This window comes from Symploca atlantica LB2515, assembly GCF_052546295.1.
Genome location: NZ_JBQWMT010000001.1, coordinates 3,990,317 through 4,007,349, shown reverse-complemented (window position 1 = coordinate 4,007,349; position 17,033 = coordinate 3,990,317). Strand labels below are relative to the sequence as shown.

The window sequence follows — 17,033 nt, the reverse complement described above, 5'->3', positions numbered from 1 at the left end:
TTAAACACTAGCTGTTGGTGATTGACAATACCCAAGATTTGATCAAAGCATTGACCTGTTCCGGCACTTCATCATGGGGGCAGTGTCCAGCCTGGAGATAGTAATCTGTTAACTGAGGATAGTATTTACGAAACTTTGCTCCGCGTTCTTGGGCATTCATCCAAGGATCTGCTTCTCCCCAGAGTAGTAATAAGGGACAACTCATCTGCTGTAAGAGCACGTCAATTTTTTCTCCTTGAGGCGATTTGAAGACAGAAGCAAATACTTTATCAGCCCCAACATCACTAGAAGGACGATAAATTTCTTCTACTAACTGATCTGTTACCGCACTTTGGTCAAGATAAACTTGCTGTAGAGTTTTGCGAATCATTGAGCGTTGCCGCACATATTGAAATAAGAGAAAACTTGCCCAGGGTTGCCCTAAAATTGACTGAGTTAAGTCCCGTAGAAATTTTTGCCACGGATTTGGCTGAGTGGGTACTTTGGTATCTGTGAAAGGACCAGCACTATTGAGCAGCACCAGACCAACGGCAGATGTAGGGCGCTCAGCAGCTACACACAATGAGGCATAACCACCTAAGGAATTTCCTGCTAATACGGTCGGTTGTTGAATGACATTGGTGATAAAGTCAGATAGCTGGTCTCTCCATAAATCACCACCGTATTGCCAATCTGGTTTCGCTGAACGTCCAAATCCTAGCAGGTCAATTGCCCAAACCTCGAAATCTTTACTGAGTTGGGCGATGTTTTTTCGCCAGTGGTCTGTAGAAGCTCCAAAACCGTGAACCAAAAGCAAGGGCGGACGTCCGGATCCTTTCTCTCCAGCGCGTACATAGTAAATAGATTGACCTCGCCACTGCCAGTAAGTGCCAGCCATGGGGGTATTGGCAGCAGTCGGTGTTGCCTGTGTAGTCACGAGACATGTTAAGTAAAGTTAACTTTATTATCTTAGCCTTGTGAGAATCCCAGGAGATAGTCAGGAGAACCGAACTCCTGCCATCTTCTTAATCAACCTGTGTACCTAGGTTTTTTGCTCCAACTAGACTAATTACAGGTTGAATTTACCCTAGAAAAGTCGCTTCTTTTTCAACTGGAGTTACTAAGAAAATCTCTAAGTCAATAGACTATATTAATCTTCTTATCCGTCTCAGTAGCCGGAACACTTCATACATCGTAATATAATACAGGTAGGATACTGGTAAACATAAACACAAAGCTAGGATATTTACCGGTGTTAATGAGCATTAAAAGTAAACAACTGAAACAGAGAGGGTAGAGCATTGTCTGTCGAGACCATTGAGAAGCGTTCTACAACCCCTAAACATGCGCCTCGCTACCGCGTGTTGCTTCATAATGATGACTTCAACTCCATGGAGTATGTAGTGAATGCCTTGCTAACGACGGTAGCAAGTCTCACTCAACCTCAAGCCGTGAGCATCATGATGGAAGCTCATAGTACAGGAATAGCCTTAGTGATTACCTGTGCTCAAGAGCATGCTGAATTTTACTGTGAAACTTTGAAGAACCATGGTTTAATCAGCACGATGGAACCTGACGAATAATAAGAAGTTTTTCATCAGGCGGTCTGGCTTGCGAAGCTCGCTTCGACTCATGGAAAATTAAAAGATCATCTTTTGGTTTTGCTGCTCAGCAAAATCTAACTTTTTTTGAAACCTAATTTAGCGAAATTAGCCCAATCCCCAGCACCAGTGAGACTGGGCTTTTTTATCTTATTCTTGTTGTTGCTCTGGTTACCGATAGCAGCACCAATTTACTTACTGGGTCGCGACCCAAACTTGGTTACTATCCTGACAATGGGATTATTGTTTGGGGAGTTTCTGCTATTAGTCCCTTGGTGGGGCAAAAAAATCTACCGACGAACTCAACTGCTGAACAGTTATGGTTTGCTGAGAACCAGACAAAATCTTCTAGAACTGCTCCAAGGACTGAGTATTGGTCTGGTGATGACGCTTGCTCTGTTCACCTTAGAAGGTTTGTTTGGTTGGCTGGCATTCCAGAAGCCTCAAGTATTGCTACCACAACTGATTTTAGAAGGATTTGCCAGTGCTCTTGGCATTGGCTTGGCTGAGGAGTTAGTTTTTCGAGGCTGGCTATGGGATGAATTACAACGGGATTATCGCCCCCAGATTGCACTATGGACTGACGCCATCATCTTTGCCGCACTACATTTTCTCAAACCACTCTCAGAGATGATTCGCACCTTACCGACATTCCCCGCTTTGTTGTTGCTAGGACTGACGATGGTTTGGGCAAAGCAGTCATCTCAGGGGCGACTGGGGCTGCCTATTGGTTTACATTCTGGTCTTGTTTGGGGTTATTACCTGATTAATGTTGGGCAGATGGTGCAATATTCTGAACAGGTTTCGCCTTGGATTACTGGAGTTGATGGTAATCCCATTGCTGGGTTAATGGGTTTGCTGTTTTTAGGTTTGCTTGCTCTTGGCATCAAGAGGCGGTCAGCTTAAGAACCGGTACTAGTCCCATCAGTTCTTACCCCTTCTCGATCCGGAGTCAAGCACTCATCGTCGCTACACAAGTCCCGACTAAACAGGCTTGATCCAAATTCGCCCCCTTCAAATTCACCTCATCTAAATCAGCACACAGCAGATTTGCTTTTGTGAAGTTAGCACCAGCGAGATTGGCTCCCCGCAAATCTGCCTCTTCCAAATTGGCCTCACTCAAATTAGCCCCTTGTAAATCTGCTTGAGAAAGGTCTGCTCCCTTGAGATTAGCGCTACTAAGATTAGCTCCCCGCAGGTCAGCACCTCGTAAATCAACTCCTTGTAAGTTGACCCCCATCAGATTTGCACCACTAAGAAAAGCCCCTGTAAAAGAAGCTTGAGACAGTTTTGCTCCCATCAAATTAGCGCCGCGAAGATTGCTTCCCCGTAGATCAGCTTTTGTCAAGTCAGCTTGCATTAAGTTCGCCCCCAGCAAGTTGGCCCGCAAGTCAGCCGACTGGAGTTGGGCCCCGAGGAGGTTGGCACCATCCAAACGAGCACCATTCAGATTAGAACCAGATAAATTTGTCCCCACCAGAGTTGCACCAACCAGATTAACTCTCTCTAACTGGCTACCCGAAAGATTCTCATCTTCTAAGTCTGCTCCTGGCAACTGCTTGAGTTTACCCGCCCGAAGTGCCTCTATATCCATCACCATTTCTAAATCCTAATAACTTATCCGAAAATTCCTCTCATAGTGTAGTACCTGTGCTCCTCTGTTTAGGTAGCGGCGAACCGTTTGCTCAGCTTAGCGAACAGAAGAAAGAAATCCTATGTCAATTGTTTACCATTCCCTCAACCTAGATTTTGGATAGTTGCTCATTGGCTTAAAGAAGTATTCAGTTGTCTCCCTGATCAGCATCTAGTAACCACACTCCCGCAGCAATTTTCGGTGTCTTTGCTCGCAAACTCATACCTTGTTGCATTCCCATTACCATCAGCGCCAAAACTTCTACCAGTTTGGGGTCAAAATCTTCCCTACCTTTTGCTTGACATTCAGTTAGCGCCTGAAGCAGGGGATTCTCCACTGACTGGTCATGTTGATAGGCATTAAGCCGTAGCTGGAAATCTGCTAACAGTGCCAGAATTCTCGACTCTAAAGGAATAGCATCATAAGCTAAACCCTCAGGCTTTCCTGAACCGTTCCAGTTTTCTGTTTGATGGGTGATAATCTCAGCCACCGCCTGTAAGCGGGGCATGATCCTTAAAACCGAGGCTTTAGGCAGTGATCCAGCCTGGAGTACGGCTTCTTTTTGGGCATTTGACTTGGGTGGCATTTGTACCTTGACCCTTTGTAAGGGCGCAAGGCGGTGAAGTAAAGCAGCCAGACGTAAGCGTTTGAGTTGCCATGCTGGTAAATCCAGCAACTGCCCCATTGCCTCAGATAAGGCTGTCACTTCAGCGGCTGCATTAGGATTGATCGCATCTGCCTGGTCGATGAGCTGTGCCATGCGTAAGAAGGCTTGCAGCTCGTTAGAAACTAGGTTGTCATCCAAAGCCTGTTCTTGAGGGAGAAAGGCCTCAGCTAGGTTTTCTCCCACTTGGGATAAATCTTGTTGACCGTTTTTGAGATATTCTACTACGCAGTTAACTACTGCTCCGATATCATCTCTTTCCTTAGTCCCAAAAGCAGCGATTTTCTTCTGAACTTGATTATGTAAGGTTTGTTGCAAGTCTGGGTCGTAGTGACCGATGTGAGCGACTGTCAGCTCTACGGTCTCTTTTACCAATTCTGGCTCGAACGTCCAGAAGCCGTAGAATTTGCGCTCTCTGTCGTTTTCTGGAGGCCCTTTAATTCCATAATCTTCATCGGACAATTCTTGACACAACACCATTGCTGTGTATGTCTCAGACAAAATCATCAAGTGCCATTCCTGAGCCACTGGATCCGATGGTTCTAGACCCACCAAGGCCACGTTTTCCCGCTGACTAGTGGGGTGTTGGGCAAAACTTGTATCAAGTGTTGCCATAATTGCTACTTGAGACGACTTGTTAGCTAATTCACCATAGCGCTCCGCCTCTTCGAGATACCACTTACCTTGCTGGAAGGCCACAATCATCACTGGTGCGCTGTCTGATTCTAGAATGAAGTCTTCTAGAGCATGACAAAGAGAAATTAGTGTGTTTTTGTAGTACACCCCAAAATTCAGAGGTCTTTTGTCTCCTTGATGGGCTGTTTCTAGCTTTTGTAAAATAGAGCCTTCCAGCATGATGTGATTTTAACGAGTTGCGGGTTGACAGATTGTAGGTTGGGGGTTGTAGGAAAAGTAGGTTGTGGGTTGTCTTGCCAGCCTACCCCTCCGGGCAACGCTGTGGAAACAACCTTCTAACCTACCCCTCCAAGGAACGCTTCGCGAACTAACTCTTAACCTATGGCGACTAGTTGTTTGTGATGTTTCTGCTTTGGTTCTACAGGCGCTGCTAAAGCTTCTTCTAAGTCCGCGCAGCCTAATCTTTCTTCAAGAATGTTCATTACTTCACGACCAAAGTCATTGGGGTTTTGCTGCCAAGCTTGGAGGCAAACCTCACCGAAGAAAGAACCTAGTGGTTCCGGATTCCAGAGCAGTTTTTTCGCTGTCCAAGGCATCAGACTCATCGGATCGTAGTCTTGATTGAGCATCTTGTTCTCAAAGGCGTACTTCTCCAGGTGAGTGTGGGGTTGTAAACCAATGAAGAAGATCGCTGGTTCTACTTTGTCGGCACCAAAGATCCGCTCCAACTCACGATGATAAGCGATCGTCTGGCGGATAGTTTCCAACCTCTCGTCTATTACATTAAACGAGTAGTTGACTGATACCAAATCATTGAAGCCAGCAGTTTTTAAATCACGGCAGTTCTGCAAGACTGTGCGTAGGTTGTAACCCATTCGCATTTTCCGTACCAGTTCTTGAGAACCGCTAGTAATGCCGATCTCAAAGTAGTTCATGCCAGTCTTGACCATGAGATCACACAGTTCCGGTGTCAGGTTATCTGCACGGATATAGGCGGCCCAGTGGATATCATTCATGCCGGAGTCAATGATTTTTTGCAATAGTTCAGCTGCGTCGTCAATGAACTTGCGCGCAGGTATGAACTGAGCATCTGTAAACCAGAAATTACGGATTCCTTGGTTATAAAGTTGGCGCATTTCTGCCACAACTTGATCAGCGGGGTTGATTCTTACTTGTTTACCTTCTACTACTGTATATATGCAGTAGCAGCAGTTGTGAGGACAGCCTCGCTTGGTTTGGACACCGATATAAAAGTCATCCTCTTGCAAGTAATACTCAAAGCCTGACCAAATGTTTTTGATATAGCCGTAGTCACAAGCGGTTTTTTCTACCGGATTGGGCCACTCGTGAATCATTTGATCCCGTGGCTTAGTCTCACCTACAACATAACAGCGTTCATCTAAAAACTCTTGGCCCTGAATAATTTTTGCTAATAGTGTCTCTCCTTCCCCCACAGAAACAATGGTACCTGGGGGGAGTTTCTTCTCTAGCTGCTCATAGAAAACACTAACTGCCCCACCACCAACCATGGCTAAGGCTTGTGGGTTGTATTTTTGAGCGCGTTTGAGTCCTCGTTTAATCAATCCCAAATTGCGCCAGAGTTCTGTATAGTAAGCCGCCGCTAAGCGCAGTCCTCCCAGGGCGCCCCGTAACTTTACCCAAGGATTTTTTGCGTAGTAAAACTCAAAGGCGTTTTGCAGAGGATTACCAGCTCTACCACCGACTGGCGCGTAAATTTGAATATCGCGCCAGGAAAACACCAACATTGTCGGTTGGAACTCGTCTACGCTGGCGTCGAGGGCGCGGGCAAAATCCAGGGGAGGAATGGTTCCCAAGTCGAAGATACGTTGCTCCACCTTGGGAAAGAGTTTATGAACGTGGTCAGCTAGGTAGACTACGCCTATGGGAAAGATAGGATTACAAGGAAGGCGAACATAGAGAATTTTCTGTTGCATTGTGAACTTTATATTTAATGATTTCTCTATCCGTCTGTAGGTCTTTCGCTCGCCAGCGAAAAATCTAGGCCCATTGAGGAAGCTCAGCCGGCCTTAGCCAGTCACTTCGATCAATAGGGGTTCTCCAGCATGCTGCCGTTGGTATGACGCTGCTGTAATTTTTGTATATTATGAGATTTTTTTCACATAACTTAACTTTAGCAGATTAGGGACTTACCGTGGCATAATCGCGGAGATTGTTTACAACCTTCAGACAAACCCGGTAAGTTTTCCAGGTCAGCAGGTAACTACTTATCATTGTTTTTTAGCAGGATGAGTCTTATCAGTCATGAAAGTTGAGGCGCAATTGTGATCCTCAATTAATTAATATTTTTATTGTTTTATTTTGTAAGTATTTGTAAGCCTTTACAAAAGTCTTCTCACAGTCAAACAAGGTTAGTAGATGACGAGCCTTATCAAAATGTAACGGAGGGATTAGCCGAGAGACATAAAGGGTTTTAGCATTTTGTTACTAAACTCCCATGACAACTTATCTTGAAAACTAGCGATACCTCAGTAAAAGGAGAAAGCTGACAAGATAAGACATCTTCATAGTTAACAAAAATCAAAAAGTCTCTAGTGAAATTGAGTGATAAACAAAAATTACCAATTTGTACTAGAAAGATAAAATCTACTGCTCATCTGCGATGTGAATTTTCCTTAGAAAAGAAATAAAATAAGGAATCATCGGCTCATGCCTAAATAGTTATTATTGATGTGGCTGATCCCTTAAAGTTGGTAGCGAATTTTACACTAAGCTGGGATCGCAGATGATAACTTTAAGAAAGTAATAACAATTGTTAGCTTCAGTACCCTGGCTGTTATGGCTCAAATACTTGATCCCCTCCCCTCCGATAACAAAGATCGCATACTCTGCTGTTATGTAAACGCCACGAGCAATATCCAGGTTGCTCGAATTACCAATATTCCTGATTGGTATTTTGAACGAGTAGTTTTTCCTGGTCAGCGCTTAGTTTTTGAAGCGCTTCCATCAGGTCTGCTAGAAATTCACACAGGCCTGATGGCAACGGCGATTTTCTCAGATAAGATTCCTTGTGTTCGTTTATCTGTGGAGGAAAAAAAACCACCTTCTAGTGGCGACTCTCTTACTCAACAAGTAACTGAGTCTGTAGCTAGTAAGCAAAGCCTGGGGAAGGTCAATAATAAAAACCGATTAACCTCAGAATTTTTAACATACGCCCATATAAACTAATTCTTTCTCAATTTGAGAGTTTCAGAGGGGTTGCCAAATTTGGCAGTCCCTCTTTTTTATCATTCTTTTATTATTAAGGAGTTAAAAGCTAACACAGCATTTTTTGGTATCAACGCGTGAATCTGCCTTCTTTCATCTGGCTGTGGAAAATTGCCGCTTGGTCAATGGGTCTATCACTATTTGCCTACTTCCTAATGGCCATCTCTGGCATTACTCTGTCCTACTTACGACACTCACAGCATCGACGACCAAGCTGGTTGCGACCTGCGCACTATATCACCGGCTGGGTTATGGTATCTCTTGTTTTACTCCTACTTAGCGTAGGTATTGTCGGCACCCTAGGTCATTTCGGAACTTTAGGACACTCACCACACTTAGTTGCTGGTTTATCTGTGGTCTTTTTGGTTTTGCTTTCAGCGGGGTCTTCTACCCAAATTAGTCTGAAGCGACCTTGGGTGCGCACTATTCATGTAGTTACAAATATAGTTCTGTTGGTCGGATTTATCTGGGTCGGGCTTACAGGTTGGAATGTTGTGCAGAAGTATTTACCTTGAGATAATCTCTAGCAAGTAAACACACCGAGAAAATAACCAGAAAATTTATGAGTTAGAGGCTCCGAAATACTTCTTTGCCAAGGGCAAGTGCAAATTTCCATAAATTCAGGGAACATGGTATTTGCAGATGCAAAATTTCTCCATGGCCCAGGTATGAATAAGTTGACTCAAGTAATTGTAAAAGTGGTTGTAGCTGCCGCTGTTGTGGGTTCAGCAACTGCCTGTGATAGATTTCCCTTCCAGGGTCAGAATCAAAGTGCTAACCAAGTAGAACCCGTTCCGGAAGCTACAGAAACGCAAACAGAAACGCAAGGGGAGTCTACGGCTCCTCAGACAACGATTCAACCGGCTGACGAGCAACCTACTAGCCAGCCTTTTACCCAGGCTCCTAGCGGCGGTCAGAACTCTCCGACAACACCAATTGAGCGTGCTAACCAGTCGTCAGCAGCACCTCGTGAGACTACAACCACAACTCAGCCTTTTGATTCAGAACCTGACCAATCAATAAGAGCACTATGGTAGAGTTCTCCTCTGTTTAGTTACTGAACAGTCCACTTAACAATCTTTTGGGGATTGAAGTTGGGATGATTACAGACGGGAGACTTAGAAAGGTTATCCCGCATATTGATTTTGCCTCAATGAACGCAGCAAGTGACATTCTTATCATCGGCGGCGGTGTCATCGGTTTAGCGATCGCCGTAGAACTTAAACTGCGGGACTTTTCAGTCACCGTGATCAGCCGCGACTATCAACAGGCTTCCACTTTAGCCGCAGCAGGCATGCTGGCTCCTCAGGCAGAAGCAATACCTGCTAGTCCCATGCTGGAATTGTGCCTTAGCTCACGATCTTTGTATTCCGAATGGATTAGTAAGATAGAACAACTGACTGGTGTTGCTACCGGCTACTGGCCCTGCGGCATTCTGGCACCAGTTTATCTCAATCCCGAATCTACAGAACTTAGGCAACCTGAGCAGACTTCTACGGCACTTTGGCTAGATAAAGATACGATTCATTTGTATCAAGCTGGTCTTGGTTCCGATGTTGTTGGTGGATGGTGGTACCCAGAAGATGCTCAGGTAGATAACCGGGCATTAGCCAAGGCATTGCGACTAGCAGCACAGGAACTGGGTGTCAATCTCCGCGAAAGTGTGGAAGTGGAGGCAATTGAGCAGCAAAATCGCCTGGTTTCTCGGCTGAGAACCTCTATTGGTGAATTACAAGCAGACCATTATGTTTTAGCAACTGGTGCCTGGTCTAATCAACTGTTACCACTGCCAGTACGACCAATCAAAGGTCAAATGTTATTGGTGCAAGTGCCAGAAGGTAATCGTCAATCCTTACCTTTACAGCGGGTACTCTTTGGGTCTGAAACCTATTTGGTGCCACGTCGAGATGGGCGAATTTTGATTGGTGCGACTAGTGAAGATGTAGGCTGGCACCCTCACAACACTCCAGCAGGAATGCATACCTTGCTAGGGCGAGCAATGCGGTTGTATCCTCAGTTGCAGGATTGGTCAATTCAGGAGTGCTGGTGGGGATTTCGACCCACAACACCAGATGAATTACCAATTCTTGGCATCAGTCCCTGCGAGAATCTTACCTTGGCGACTGGTCACTACCGCAACGGTATTCTCCTGGCCCCAGTAACAGCCAAGCTATTGGCTGACTTAATTGCTCAACAAAAATCTGACCCATTGCTGAGACATTTTCGCTACGACAGGTTTTACAATAAAACTTCCTCAGCCAAGGATAGTTTCATGCTCAGTCCTGCCCTCAGCTCAACACCAACTCAGACCTGTTTACTCAAAGAACTACCTCAAATTGACCAAATCACTATTGCTGGTCGCACCTTCAATTCTCGGCTAATGACTGGTACTGGTAAGTATAGCAGCATCGAAATGATGCAGCAGAGCATTGCCGCCAGTGGTAGTCAAATTGTCACTGTTGCCGTGCGTCGGGTACAAACGAAAGCACCAGGACACGAAGGGTTGGCAGAGGCGCTGGACTGGACGAAGCTGTGGATGCTGCCCAATACAGCTGGTTGTACAACAGCAGAAGAAGCAGTGCGAGTAGCGCGGTTGGGTCGCGAAATGGCGAAGTTATTGGGTCAAGAAGACAATAACTTTGTCAAGTTGGAAGTGATTCCGGATGCGAAATATTTACTGCCTGACCCTATTGGCACCTTACAAGCAGCAGAGCAACTGGTGAAAGAGGGCTTTGCCGTTTTGCCTTACATTAATGCTGATCCCCTGTTGGCTAAACGCTTAGAAGAAGTTGGGTGTGTAACCGTGATGCCCTTAGGCTCACCGATTGGTTCTGGTCAAGGAATCAAGAATGCCGCGAATATCCAAATTATTATTGAGGAGGCTACTGTGCCAGTAGTGGTAGACGCTGGGATCGGTACACCTAGTGAGGCGGCTTATGCCATGGAATTGGGGGCAGATGCTCTTTTAATTAATAGCGCGATTGCTTTGGCACAAAATCCAGTGGCAATGGGCAAAGCCATGGGCATGGCAGCTGAAGCGGGGCGTCTTGCCTATCGAGCCGGTCGAATTCCTTTAAAAGCTTATGCCAGTGCTAGTTCTCCTCTAACTGGCACCGTTAATTGAGTTGGGGTTAAGCCCCTAAAGCTAGAGATAATGATTACATAACTGCTTGGCTTGAGAGTTTCACTAGTATTGCCAATTGCCTAAGTTTAGCTGAAAGCTGGAGACATCAGTTTTTTTACTGCTTAAGGAATCCTCTCTACCTAGGCGTCAGCCAAGCTGTGTTTTGGGTGGAATTCAGGTTACTTTGCTCGTGTTCCCAGCTTCGCCAGATTAAGTTTAAGCTTCGAGAGTTGTAGCCATCGTATCTCTAGTGGCGATCGCCTTTAGTTGATACTACTATCTCTAGATTTCTCGATCTTCCTACCTTTGAGGGTTAAACCAGCACCCAAAGCACCCAATACGACTAAGCCCAAGGCTGAAGTGGGTTCTGGAACAGCAGCAGCTTCTTCCTGATTATCGTAGCGGCTGGTATCAAGTGCTACGTTGTCAAACTGATGTAGAGGCTCTGTCTGATTCCAACTTACTGCCATGAGGTTGGAGAAATCTGTAAATTCCAATGTCTGGAATCCAAAATTCCCATCCAAAGTAAATCTGGTAGCAACCGTTGTCATGTCCTTTCTGATTCCGAAGAAATCAATTACAGGCTTTCCCTGTTGGCCCATGAACAATTCGGAGAAGTCCATTGAAACCAAATCAAAAGCGCCACGATCTTCCTTCATCAGAGTGGTAATGGCACTAAAGGAGTTGTTGGCTAAAGCGGCAGAACCAGCATAGTTAGGATTTTGCTTACCAAAGCTAGCAAATACATTACCGCGAGAGTCACTGCTGCTGAATATAAAACCATCTTCCTTATAGGTAGCAGTAGGAATCAGGTTTACATATTCATTCGTTTCGAGACTTTGAAAATCAATGACCACCGCTTGTGCTTTCTCTACACCGAGAGAACCCACAGCGATAAATGCCAATCCGGCAACAGCCATTGATAACTTCTTCATAAGAATAGAAGTAGTTATAATGCTCATGACTACAAAAAAGTTAAATTTGACATTAGCGGCAATGCACTGGATTCTTTTAAAGTTAAAATCTGTAAATCTACGCTGATTCCTCGGCAGTGTCTACAAGTTAGGCGGGTCGAAAAAGATCAATTATCTAGATTATTCTTAGCAAACCTCCTACTTTCCTGATCTCCTTAGATATTTCTTTATACTTTTTTTCGTAACTATTGCTGGTTGAGTCCGAACTCTTGCTTTTGCCGCCGCTCTCTCAGGAGAGTTTTTGTTAAATCAATCGGAATTAAACTATTAAGTCAGCTAAAAAATATTCCATTTGTTTAGGGGATTTAGTTGACTATAAAATTCCTTAATAGTTCTCAAGCACAATATAGCACAGCGCCTGTGATAGCAGCAAACCAAGGTAGTTTATTTCACAGGAGCAACATATAAACGCAACTCTAAATCAAGTTTCTATGAATTTATTTTCATTGACTTACTTTTTCAGTAAAAAACCAATACCGATTTGGTTCACCCTTAAACCCTACAACTCCCTGAAAAACGATACTACCAGAGCTGACTAAGTATATAACTCTCCTAAAAGAGATACTAATCATTCTTACAACCTTTGACGCAACTTGCGATTCTCTAGTTCCGCTATTTCAGAGGAAATTTTCTTAGTCAGTAAAGTGGTAGGGGCCAAGAGTAGGGTTTATCTCAACAGAAGATTTAGAGGAATTTTAGTTCAGGAGAGGAAAGTATGTAAATCTCTACGGGTTTAGAGCGTACAATCCCTGCCAATTGGTTAATACCAGCTTATCAGCAACGACAGCTTGCCTAGTTGAGCTAGCTAGTATAAGCCTTGTCTCTAATGACTCAGTTACGCATCTTTATCATAATTGTTATTTTGTGTCAATGATATAAATTACCAAAAACCCCACATTTATTAACAGCATCCTTAGTTACAAAAGTGCTAATTATTTGCTGAAAATAGCAGTTAATAATCTTGGAGTCCTCACCAAGAGCACTTTAATGATCAAGATACTTTACTATCTCAATAAGATCAAAAAAGAAAGATGAGCAAAAATACGACTTTAAGTATGTATCCAACATTACTTTTTATCGAAAGTTTGAGACAAACACAATTTAGGCAAGTTCTAATCTGAGATCACAGAAAAAGCCTTACTAAGCTGCGCAATTGTCCCAGAACTGTTTAGCAACTAATTTTGCCGATAGAGAAGATTTTTAATTGACTCTCCCTCTATAAAAAAATCTGGCGTTGTTGAATCGAGGGATGACGGAGAGGGTACAAGCAAGGAAAATAATTGCGGAATTGCTAGGGATTTTCCGCAATTAGGCAACCGCGCAGTTCAGCATTAAGGAGAGTTTGACCATTCGGGAGCAAGAGTGCGATAGTCGTATTGAGCAGCACCTGGATGACAACTGACGCAGCTAGCAGGTCTAACAGTTTCGGCAAACTCAACTTGTGGGTGTAGCGCTTGGAAATATCGGGATTGCGTCAGGTGATAAGGGGTTGATTCTTCTTCCCCAAGGGGACGGGAAAAGTCCCTTACATAGTTCCAAATCAGTAATACGGAAGGTGCAATAATCGGCTCAACCCGGCTGCCGTAGTGTTCATTTAAATTTAGCAGCAGCTGACGCCAAGTGTCCGAGGGCATCACCTCTGGTGGCAAGGCTGCGTGGCAGGTGCCGCAGTTTTCTAAATACAGTTCTTTTCCTAGCTGGTAGCGAGCCGGAACTGGATCTACTGTACCCGTTGGGGTAGCTTGAGCAACAATTTGCGGTCTGCTAGTAGCTCCCAGAGCCAGCTCTATGCCCCACCCCAGTAAAATACTCCAAAAGACTAGCACCAATAACAAAACTACCGGGGAACGCCTTTGCCGATGTCCTTTGGTTAATTGCTTTGGCTTGCGCCGTTGAATTGTTGGCCTCGCACGCTTGGACATACTTAAAGAAAAAATTTAGGGAATTGGCACAGATTGTAGTAACTGCTGAATAATGGTTTGAGATCGACGCCCTCCTGCTGGAATAAGACGATGAGAAAGTACATGGGGTGCCAGGAATTTGACATCATCTGGAATAGCATAATCTCGACCTTCCAGGAAAGCTAGTGCCTGAGCAGTTCTTTGTAGGGCGAGAGTACCGCGAGGACTGACACCTAATGCTACCTCTTGAGAGTCGCGCGAAGCTCTGACTAAGTTAAGGATGTACTGCTGCAAAGAGATATCCACCTTTACTTGATAGCAAGCATGCCTTAACTCTAAAACTTCTTCGGCAGAGATACAGGGTTTTAGTTCCGCAACCGTCATACCTTGTTGATGCCGTTGTAGCATCTGCAGTTCTTCCTCTTCCGTCGGATAACCTAGACTCAAAGACACCATGAATCGATCCATTTGTGCTTCCGGTAAAGGGAAGGTGCCTTGATACTCCACTGGATTTTGGGTAGCAATCACGAAAAACGGCTGGGGTACTCGACGAGAGACGCCATCCACCGTTATCTGCTGTTCCTCCATTACCTCTAGTAGAGCAGACTGAGTACGGGGTGTTGCCCGATTAATTTCATCTGCTAGTAGGATATTGGTAAACGCTGGACCAGAGAGAAATTCAAACTCACGGCTGCCTTGATTCCAGATGTTAGTACCAGTGATATCTGTCGGTAGCAAATCGGGAGTACACTGAATGCGCTGAAACTTGCCATCAAGGGAACGAGCTAAAGATTTAGCCAATAGGGTTTTGCCGACGCCGGGAACATCCTCTAGTAGTGCATGGCCACCAGCCAGCAGCGCCACGATTACCAGGCGAATGGCATCATCTTTACCAACAATAGTGCGACCAAGATTTTCTCTTAGCTGCTCAATACGTTCTCTCATGAGTGGTAGATACCTTCCCTTTTGCCTACTGCCTCTTAAATATTGCCAAGATCTTGTAAAATGTCGCCCTGAGTAATGTTCTTGCTAAAGAAGGAGTGTTTCACTCAACGATATCTTTTTTTCAGGTTTAATTACTAAAAAAGGCTCTGGCTAAGGCACAATCAGCTTGGATTTGAGATTTGAGGGCATCTAGGGAAGCAAATTTTTGTTCTGGTCGCAAAAACTTCTCTAAGCTTACTGTCACTGTTTTTCCATATAAATCTCCAGACCAATCTAATAGGTGAATTTCTACAGTCAAACAAGTGCCATTAACTGTAGGGCGTTCTCCGATATTCATCACGCCAAGTTGTAAGGATTGTGGTGATGATACTAATGAATCCGCTACGCTTACGCAGTAAACACCTTTTCTGGGCAAAAACTTTTCTGGAGGGAGTTCAAGGTTAGCGGTGGGAAAGCCGATTGTTCTGCCGAGCTGTTGTCCTTTGACTACAACTCCAGTTATGGTGTAGGAGCGCCCTAGAAGCTGATTGGCTTTGCCAATATCGCCCTGCTCTAGAGATTGGCGAATTGCAGAGCTGCTAATACGTTCTCCTAAAGTAGTATGCAAAGGTACAATAATTACATCTACGCCGTAGGAAGCAGCGATCGCTTGCAAGTCAGTTGAGGTACCAGCTCGCCGATGCCCAAAGCGGAAATCTTCTCCCACACTCACGCGTTTGACATCTAGCTGTTGAACCAAAATCTTTTCGACAAACTGCTGCGGACTCAAGGAGGCTAATTCTCGGTCAAAGGGCAAGAGTACTAACTGCTCGACACCAAGGATACTTAACTGTTGCACCTTTTCTAAACTTGGTGTTAGTAACTTGCGAGCAACACCGGAAAAAAACTCGCGCGGGTGAGGATTAAAGGTTGCTACCGTAGCATAAGTTTTACTTATATTGATGTCCGCTGGATTTTCTAAGTTTTCCCTAAAGCTGGCTGAGTTAAATCTTTCCAGGGGGGTTTGCCAACTCAGTAGCGGTGAGCCAGTGGTAATTTCAGGTTTACAGGGCTGCAAAATTGGCTGGATAACCTGCTGATGCCCTCGGTGGACGCCATCAAAATTTCCCAGGGCAACTAAAGTCGGTTTTAAAGCAGTAGATAGAGAAGAGGTGACTTGCACGCTTCACATTTTGACATATTTAAGTTGTCAGCGGCTAGTCAAGATGGTTACTTTCGGTAAAGCTTAATCTAAGGGCAAGGAGCTTATACCGAAATTTTTTCCTCTTCGTCGGGAATTGGATTGGCTGCAGAAGGCTCCAATAGCTGAATTGTCATACCTTCACGAGCAATCAGCGTGTTGGGAAATTGAGCTTGAGCTTCTTCGGAAACTCGATCAAGAAAATTATCGTTATGAAGAGGATCGTGGTGGAAAATGACCAATTGTTTGACTTTAGCTGCTTTAGCGACTCTAACTGCTTGCTGCCAGGTAGAGTGTCCCCAACCTACTTTACTCGAACTTTCTGAGTAATATTCTTCATCAGTGTAAGTGGCGTCGTAAATTATCACGTCAGCATTGCGCGCTAACCACAGAACATTTTGATCTAAGCCATCAGCAAAATGTTCTGTGTCAGTAATATAGGCTGCTGAAAGCCCTCGCCAGTTAACACGGTAGCCAATCGCTTCTCCTGGATGGTTGAGTCGAGTATTTTCCACCGTAATCTCGCCAACGGCGATATTTTCGCCAATTTCCACGTCGTAGAATTTTAAATCAGCTTGCATAACTTGCAAGGGGACTGGAAAATTGGGATGATGCATCTGGTCACTGAGGCGCTGCTTAATTGTCGAACCGTTGGGTGCGATCGCTCCGTAAATGTGGAACTGATTTACCTTAACAAAAGCAGGGACAAAGAAAGGAAAGCCTTGAATGTGATCCCAGTGAGAATGGGTAAAAAACATATGGGCTTCCACCGGCATCTGCGATAACAAAGATTGACCTAGAACCCTTAAACCTGTGCCACCATCAAAAATTAGACGTTCACCACCAACCTTCATTTCTATACAAGGTGTATTACCTCCGTACCTAACAGTGTCTGGTCCTGGACAGGCAATACTTCCTCGGACTCCCCAAAACTGAATTGTGAATAAGTTGTTCTTATTAAACATAATTTTTCCTTCCAGGCATTTTTAGGCAGTCCATCAGTAAGTATTACCAAGTTAGTAAGGTTTGACCGGATCTTTGATTTCTAGCTTTTACTTAAGCAAAATTTCCCTAGTGGAAGATTTTCCAGCCATAGACCAGCGCTTTTTTGCTTGGTATAGCAAATTTTCTCACAACGAAAGTCTAACTA

The 17,033-nt window shown here is 44.6% G+C and carries 15 protein-coding genes; 6 read left to right on the top strand and 9 right to left on the bottom strand.

All coding sequences use genetic code 11. The features are described from left to right. Nucleotides 1–7: 7 nt before the first annotated feature. Nucleotides 8–877 (bottom strand): alpha/beta fold hydrolase, encoded by an 870-nt coding sequence (locus ACT7WV_RS16725; RefSeq protein WP_445105676.1) that lies wholly within the window; start codon nt 875–877, stop codon nt 8–10. Between the two features lie 403 nt (nt 878–1,280). On the opposite strand from ACT7WV_RS16725, the gene clpS reads away from it, so the two are divergent. Together clpS and ACT7WV_RS16715 are read left to right on the top strand one after the other, a co-directional pair. Next, entirely contained in the window at nt 1,281–1,562 is a 282-nt protein-coding gene (gene clpS / locus ACT7WV_RS16720) for an ATP-dependent Clp protease adapter ClpS (RefSeq protein ID WP_445103959.1), read from the top strand. 105 nt (nt 1,563–1,667) lie between these two features. Then, nucleotides 1,668–2,486 carry a CPBP family intramembrane glutamic endopeptidase gene (locus ACT7WV_RS16715; RefSeq protein ID WP_445103958.1) on the top strand — a complete coding sequence of 273 codons (819 nt, stop codon included), beginning with the start codon at nt 1,668–1,670 and terminating at the stop codon, nt 2,484–2,486. A gap of 46 nt (nt 2,487–2,532) precedes the next feature. Here the strand turns inward: ACT7WV_RS16715 and ACT7WV_RS16710 are convergent, their stop codons facing one another. The 3 genes from ACT7WV_RS16710 to ACT7WV_RS16700 all read right to left on the bottom strand — a co-directional run bounded on the left by ACT7WV_RS16710 (nt 2,533) and on the right by ACT7WV_RS16700 (nt 6,468). Next, nucleotides 2,533–3,174 carry a pentapeptide repeat-containing protein gene (locus ACT7WV_RS16710; RefSeq protein WP_445105675.1) on the bottom strand — a complete coding sequence of 214 codons (642 nt, stop codon included), beginning with the start codon at nt 3,172–3,174 and terminating at the stop codon, nt 2,533–2,535. A gap of 187 nt (nt 3,175–3,361) precedes the next feature. Beyond that, nucleotides 3,362–4,732 carry a DICT sensory domain-containing protein gene (locus tag ACT7WV_RS16705; RefSeq protein ID WP_445103957.1) on the bottom strand — a complete coding sequence of 457 codons (1,371 nt, stop codon included), beginning with the start codon at nt 4,730–4,732 and terminating at the stop codon, nt 3,362–3,364. Between the two features lie 155 nt (nt 4,733–4,887). Then, complete coding sequence (locus ACT7WV_RS16700; protein WP_445103956.1) at nt 4,888–6,468, bottom strand: photosystem II high light acclimation radical SAM protein; 1,581 nt, start codon at nt 6,466–6,468, stop codon at nt 4,888–4,890. A gap of 862 nt (nt 6,469–7,330) precedes the next feature. Here ACT7WV_RS16700 and ACT7WV_RS16695 point away from each other — a divergent pair. The 4 genes from ACT7WV_RS16695 to thiO all read left to right on the top strand — a co-directional run bounded on the left by ACT7WV_RS16695 (nt 7,331) and on the right by thiO (nt 10,883). Further along, the gene (locus tag ACT7WV_RS16695; protein ID WP_445103955.1) at nt 7,331–7,720 is read left to right on the top strand and encodes a DUF1830 domain-containing protein; all 390 of its coding nucleotides are present in this window, start codon (nt 7,331–7,333) and stop codon (nt 7,718–7,720) included. 116 nt (nt 7,721–7,836) lie between these two features. Then, nucleotides 7,837–8,274, top strand: coding sequence for a DUF4079 domain-containing protein (locus ACT7WV_RS16690; RefSeq protein ID WP_445103954.1), 438 nt, complete (start codon nt 7,837–7,839; stop codon nt 8,272–8,274). A gap of 114 nt (nt 8,275–8,388) precedes the next feature. Then, nucleotides 8,389–8,796, top strand: a complete 408-nt coding sequence (locus ACT7WV_RS16685) for a hypothetical protein (protein ID WP_445103953.1) — start codon at nt 8,389–8,391, stop codon at nt 8,794–8,796. A 116-nt stretch (nt 8,797–8,912) separates the two neighbouring features. After that, on the top strand, nt 8,913–10,883 hold the full coding sequence (gene thiO / locus ACT7WV_RS25885) for a glycine oxidase ThiO (protein WP_463424178.1): 1,971 nt from the start codon (nt 8,913–8,915) through the stop codon (nt 10,881–10,883). A gap of 263 nt (nt 10,884–11,146) precedes the next feature. Here the strand turns inward: thiO and ACT7WV_RS16670 are convergent, their stop codons facing one another. The 5 genes from ACT7WV_RS16670 to ACT7WV_RS16650 form a co-directional block, all read right to left on the bottom strand. Next, nucleotides 11,147–11,818, bottom strand: coding sequence for a PEP-CTERM sorting domain-containing protein (locus ACT7WV_RS16670; RefSeq protein WP_445103952.1), 672 nt, complete (start codon nt 11,816–11,818; stop codon nt 11,147–11,149). Nucleotides 11,819–13,188: 1,370 nt separating this feature from the next. Then, nucleotides 13,189–13,779, bottom strand: coding sequence for a diheme cytochrome C (locus ACT7WV_RS16665; protein WP_445103951.1), 591 nt, complete (start codon nt 13,777–13,779; stop codon nt 13,189–13,191). 15 nt (nt 13,780–13,794) lie between these two features. Then, complete coding sequence (locus tag ACT7WV_RS16660; protein ID WP_445103950.1) at nt 13,795–14,703, bottom strand: AAA family ATPase; 909 nt, start codon at nt 14,701–14,703, stop codon at nt 13,795–13,797. A 127-nt stretch (nt 14,704–14,830) separates the two neighbouring features. Then, on the bottom strand, nt 14,831–15,865 hold the full coding sequence (locus tag ACT7WV_RS16655) for a bifunctional riboflavin kinase/FAD synthetase (protein WP_445103949.1): 1,035 nt from the start codon (nt 15,863–15,865) through the stop codon (nt 14,831–14,833). An 83-nt stretch (nt 15,866–15,948) separates the two neighbouring features. Continuing rightward, the gene (locus tag ACT7WV_RS16650) at nt 15,949–16,848 is read right to left on the bottom strand and encodes an MBL fold metallo-hydrolase (RefSeq protein WP_445103948.1); all 900 of its coding nucleotides are present in this window, start codon (nt 16,846–16,848) and stop codon (nt 15,949–15,951) included. Nucleotides 16,849–17,033 lie beyond the last annotated feature (185 nt).

What these genes read in the sequence shown, in the direction of transcription:
- ACT7WV_RS16725 (WP_445105676.1), bottom strand. Translation starts at nt 877, where the DNA reads ATGGCTGGCACTTACTGGCAGTGGCGAGGTCAATCTATTTACTATGTA.
- ACT7WV_RS16710 (WP_445105675.1), bottom strand. Translation starts at nt 3,174, where the DNA reads ATGGATATAGAGGCACTTCGGGCGGGTAAACTCAAGCAGTTGCCAGGA.
- ACT7WV_RS16705 (WP_445103957.1), bottom strand. Translation starts at nt 4,732, where the DNA reads ATGCTGGAAGGCTCTATTTTACAAAAGCTAGAAACAGCCCATCAAGGA.
- ACT7WV_RS16700 (WP_445103956.1), bottom strand. Translation starts at nt 6,468, where the DNA reads ATGCAACAGAAAATTCTCTATGTTCGCCTTCCTTGTAATCCTATCTTT.
- ACT7WV_RS16695 (WP_445103955.1), top strand. Translation starts at nt 7,331, where the DNA reads ATGGCTCAAATACTTGATCCCCTCCCCTCCGATAACAAAGATCGCATA.
- ACT7WV_RS16685 (WP_445103953.1), top strand. Translation starts at nt 8,389, where the DNA reads ATGGTATTTGCAGATGCAAAATTTCTCCATGGCCCAGGTATGAATAAG.
- thiO (WP_463424178.1), top strand. Translation starts at nt 8,913, where the DNA reads ATGAACGCAGCAAGTGACATTCTTATCATCGGCGGCGGTGTCATCGGT.
- ACT7WV_RS16670 (WP_445103952.1), bottom strand. Translation starts at nt 11,818, where the DNA reads ATGAAGAAGTTATCAATGGCTGTTGCCGGATTGGCATTTATCGCTGTG.
- ACT7WV_RS16665 (WP_445103951.1), bottom strand. Translation starts at nt 13,779, where the DNA reads ATGTCCAAGCGTGCGAGGCCAACAATTCAACGGCGCAAGCCAAAGCAA.
- ACT7WV_RS16660 (WP_445103950.1), bottom strand. Translation starts at nt 14,703, where the DNA reads ATGAGAGAACGTATTGAGCAGCTAAGAGAAAATCTTGGTCGCACTATT.
- ACT7WV_RS16650 (WP_445103948.1), bottom strand. Translation starts at nt 16,848, where the DNA reads ATGTTTAATAAGAACAACTTATTCACAATTCAGTTTTGGGGAGTCCGA.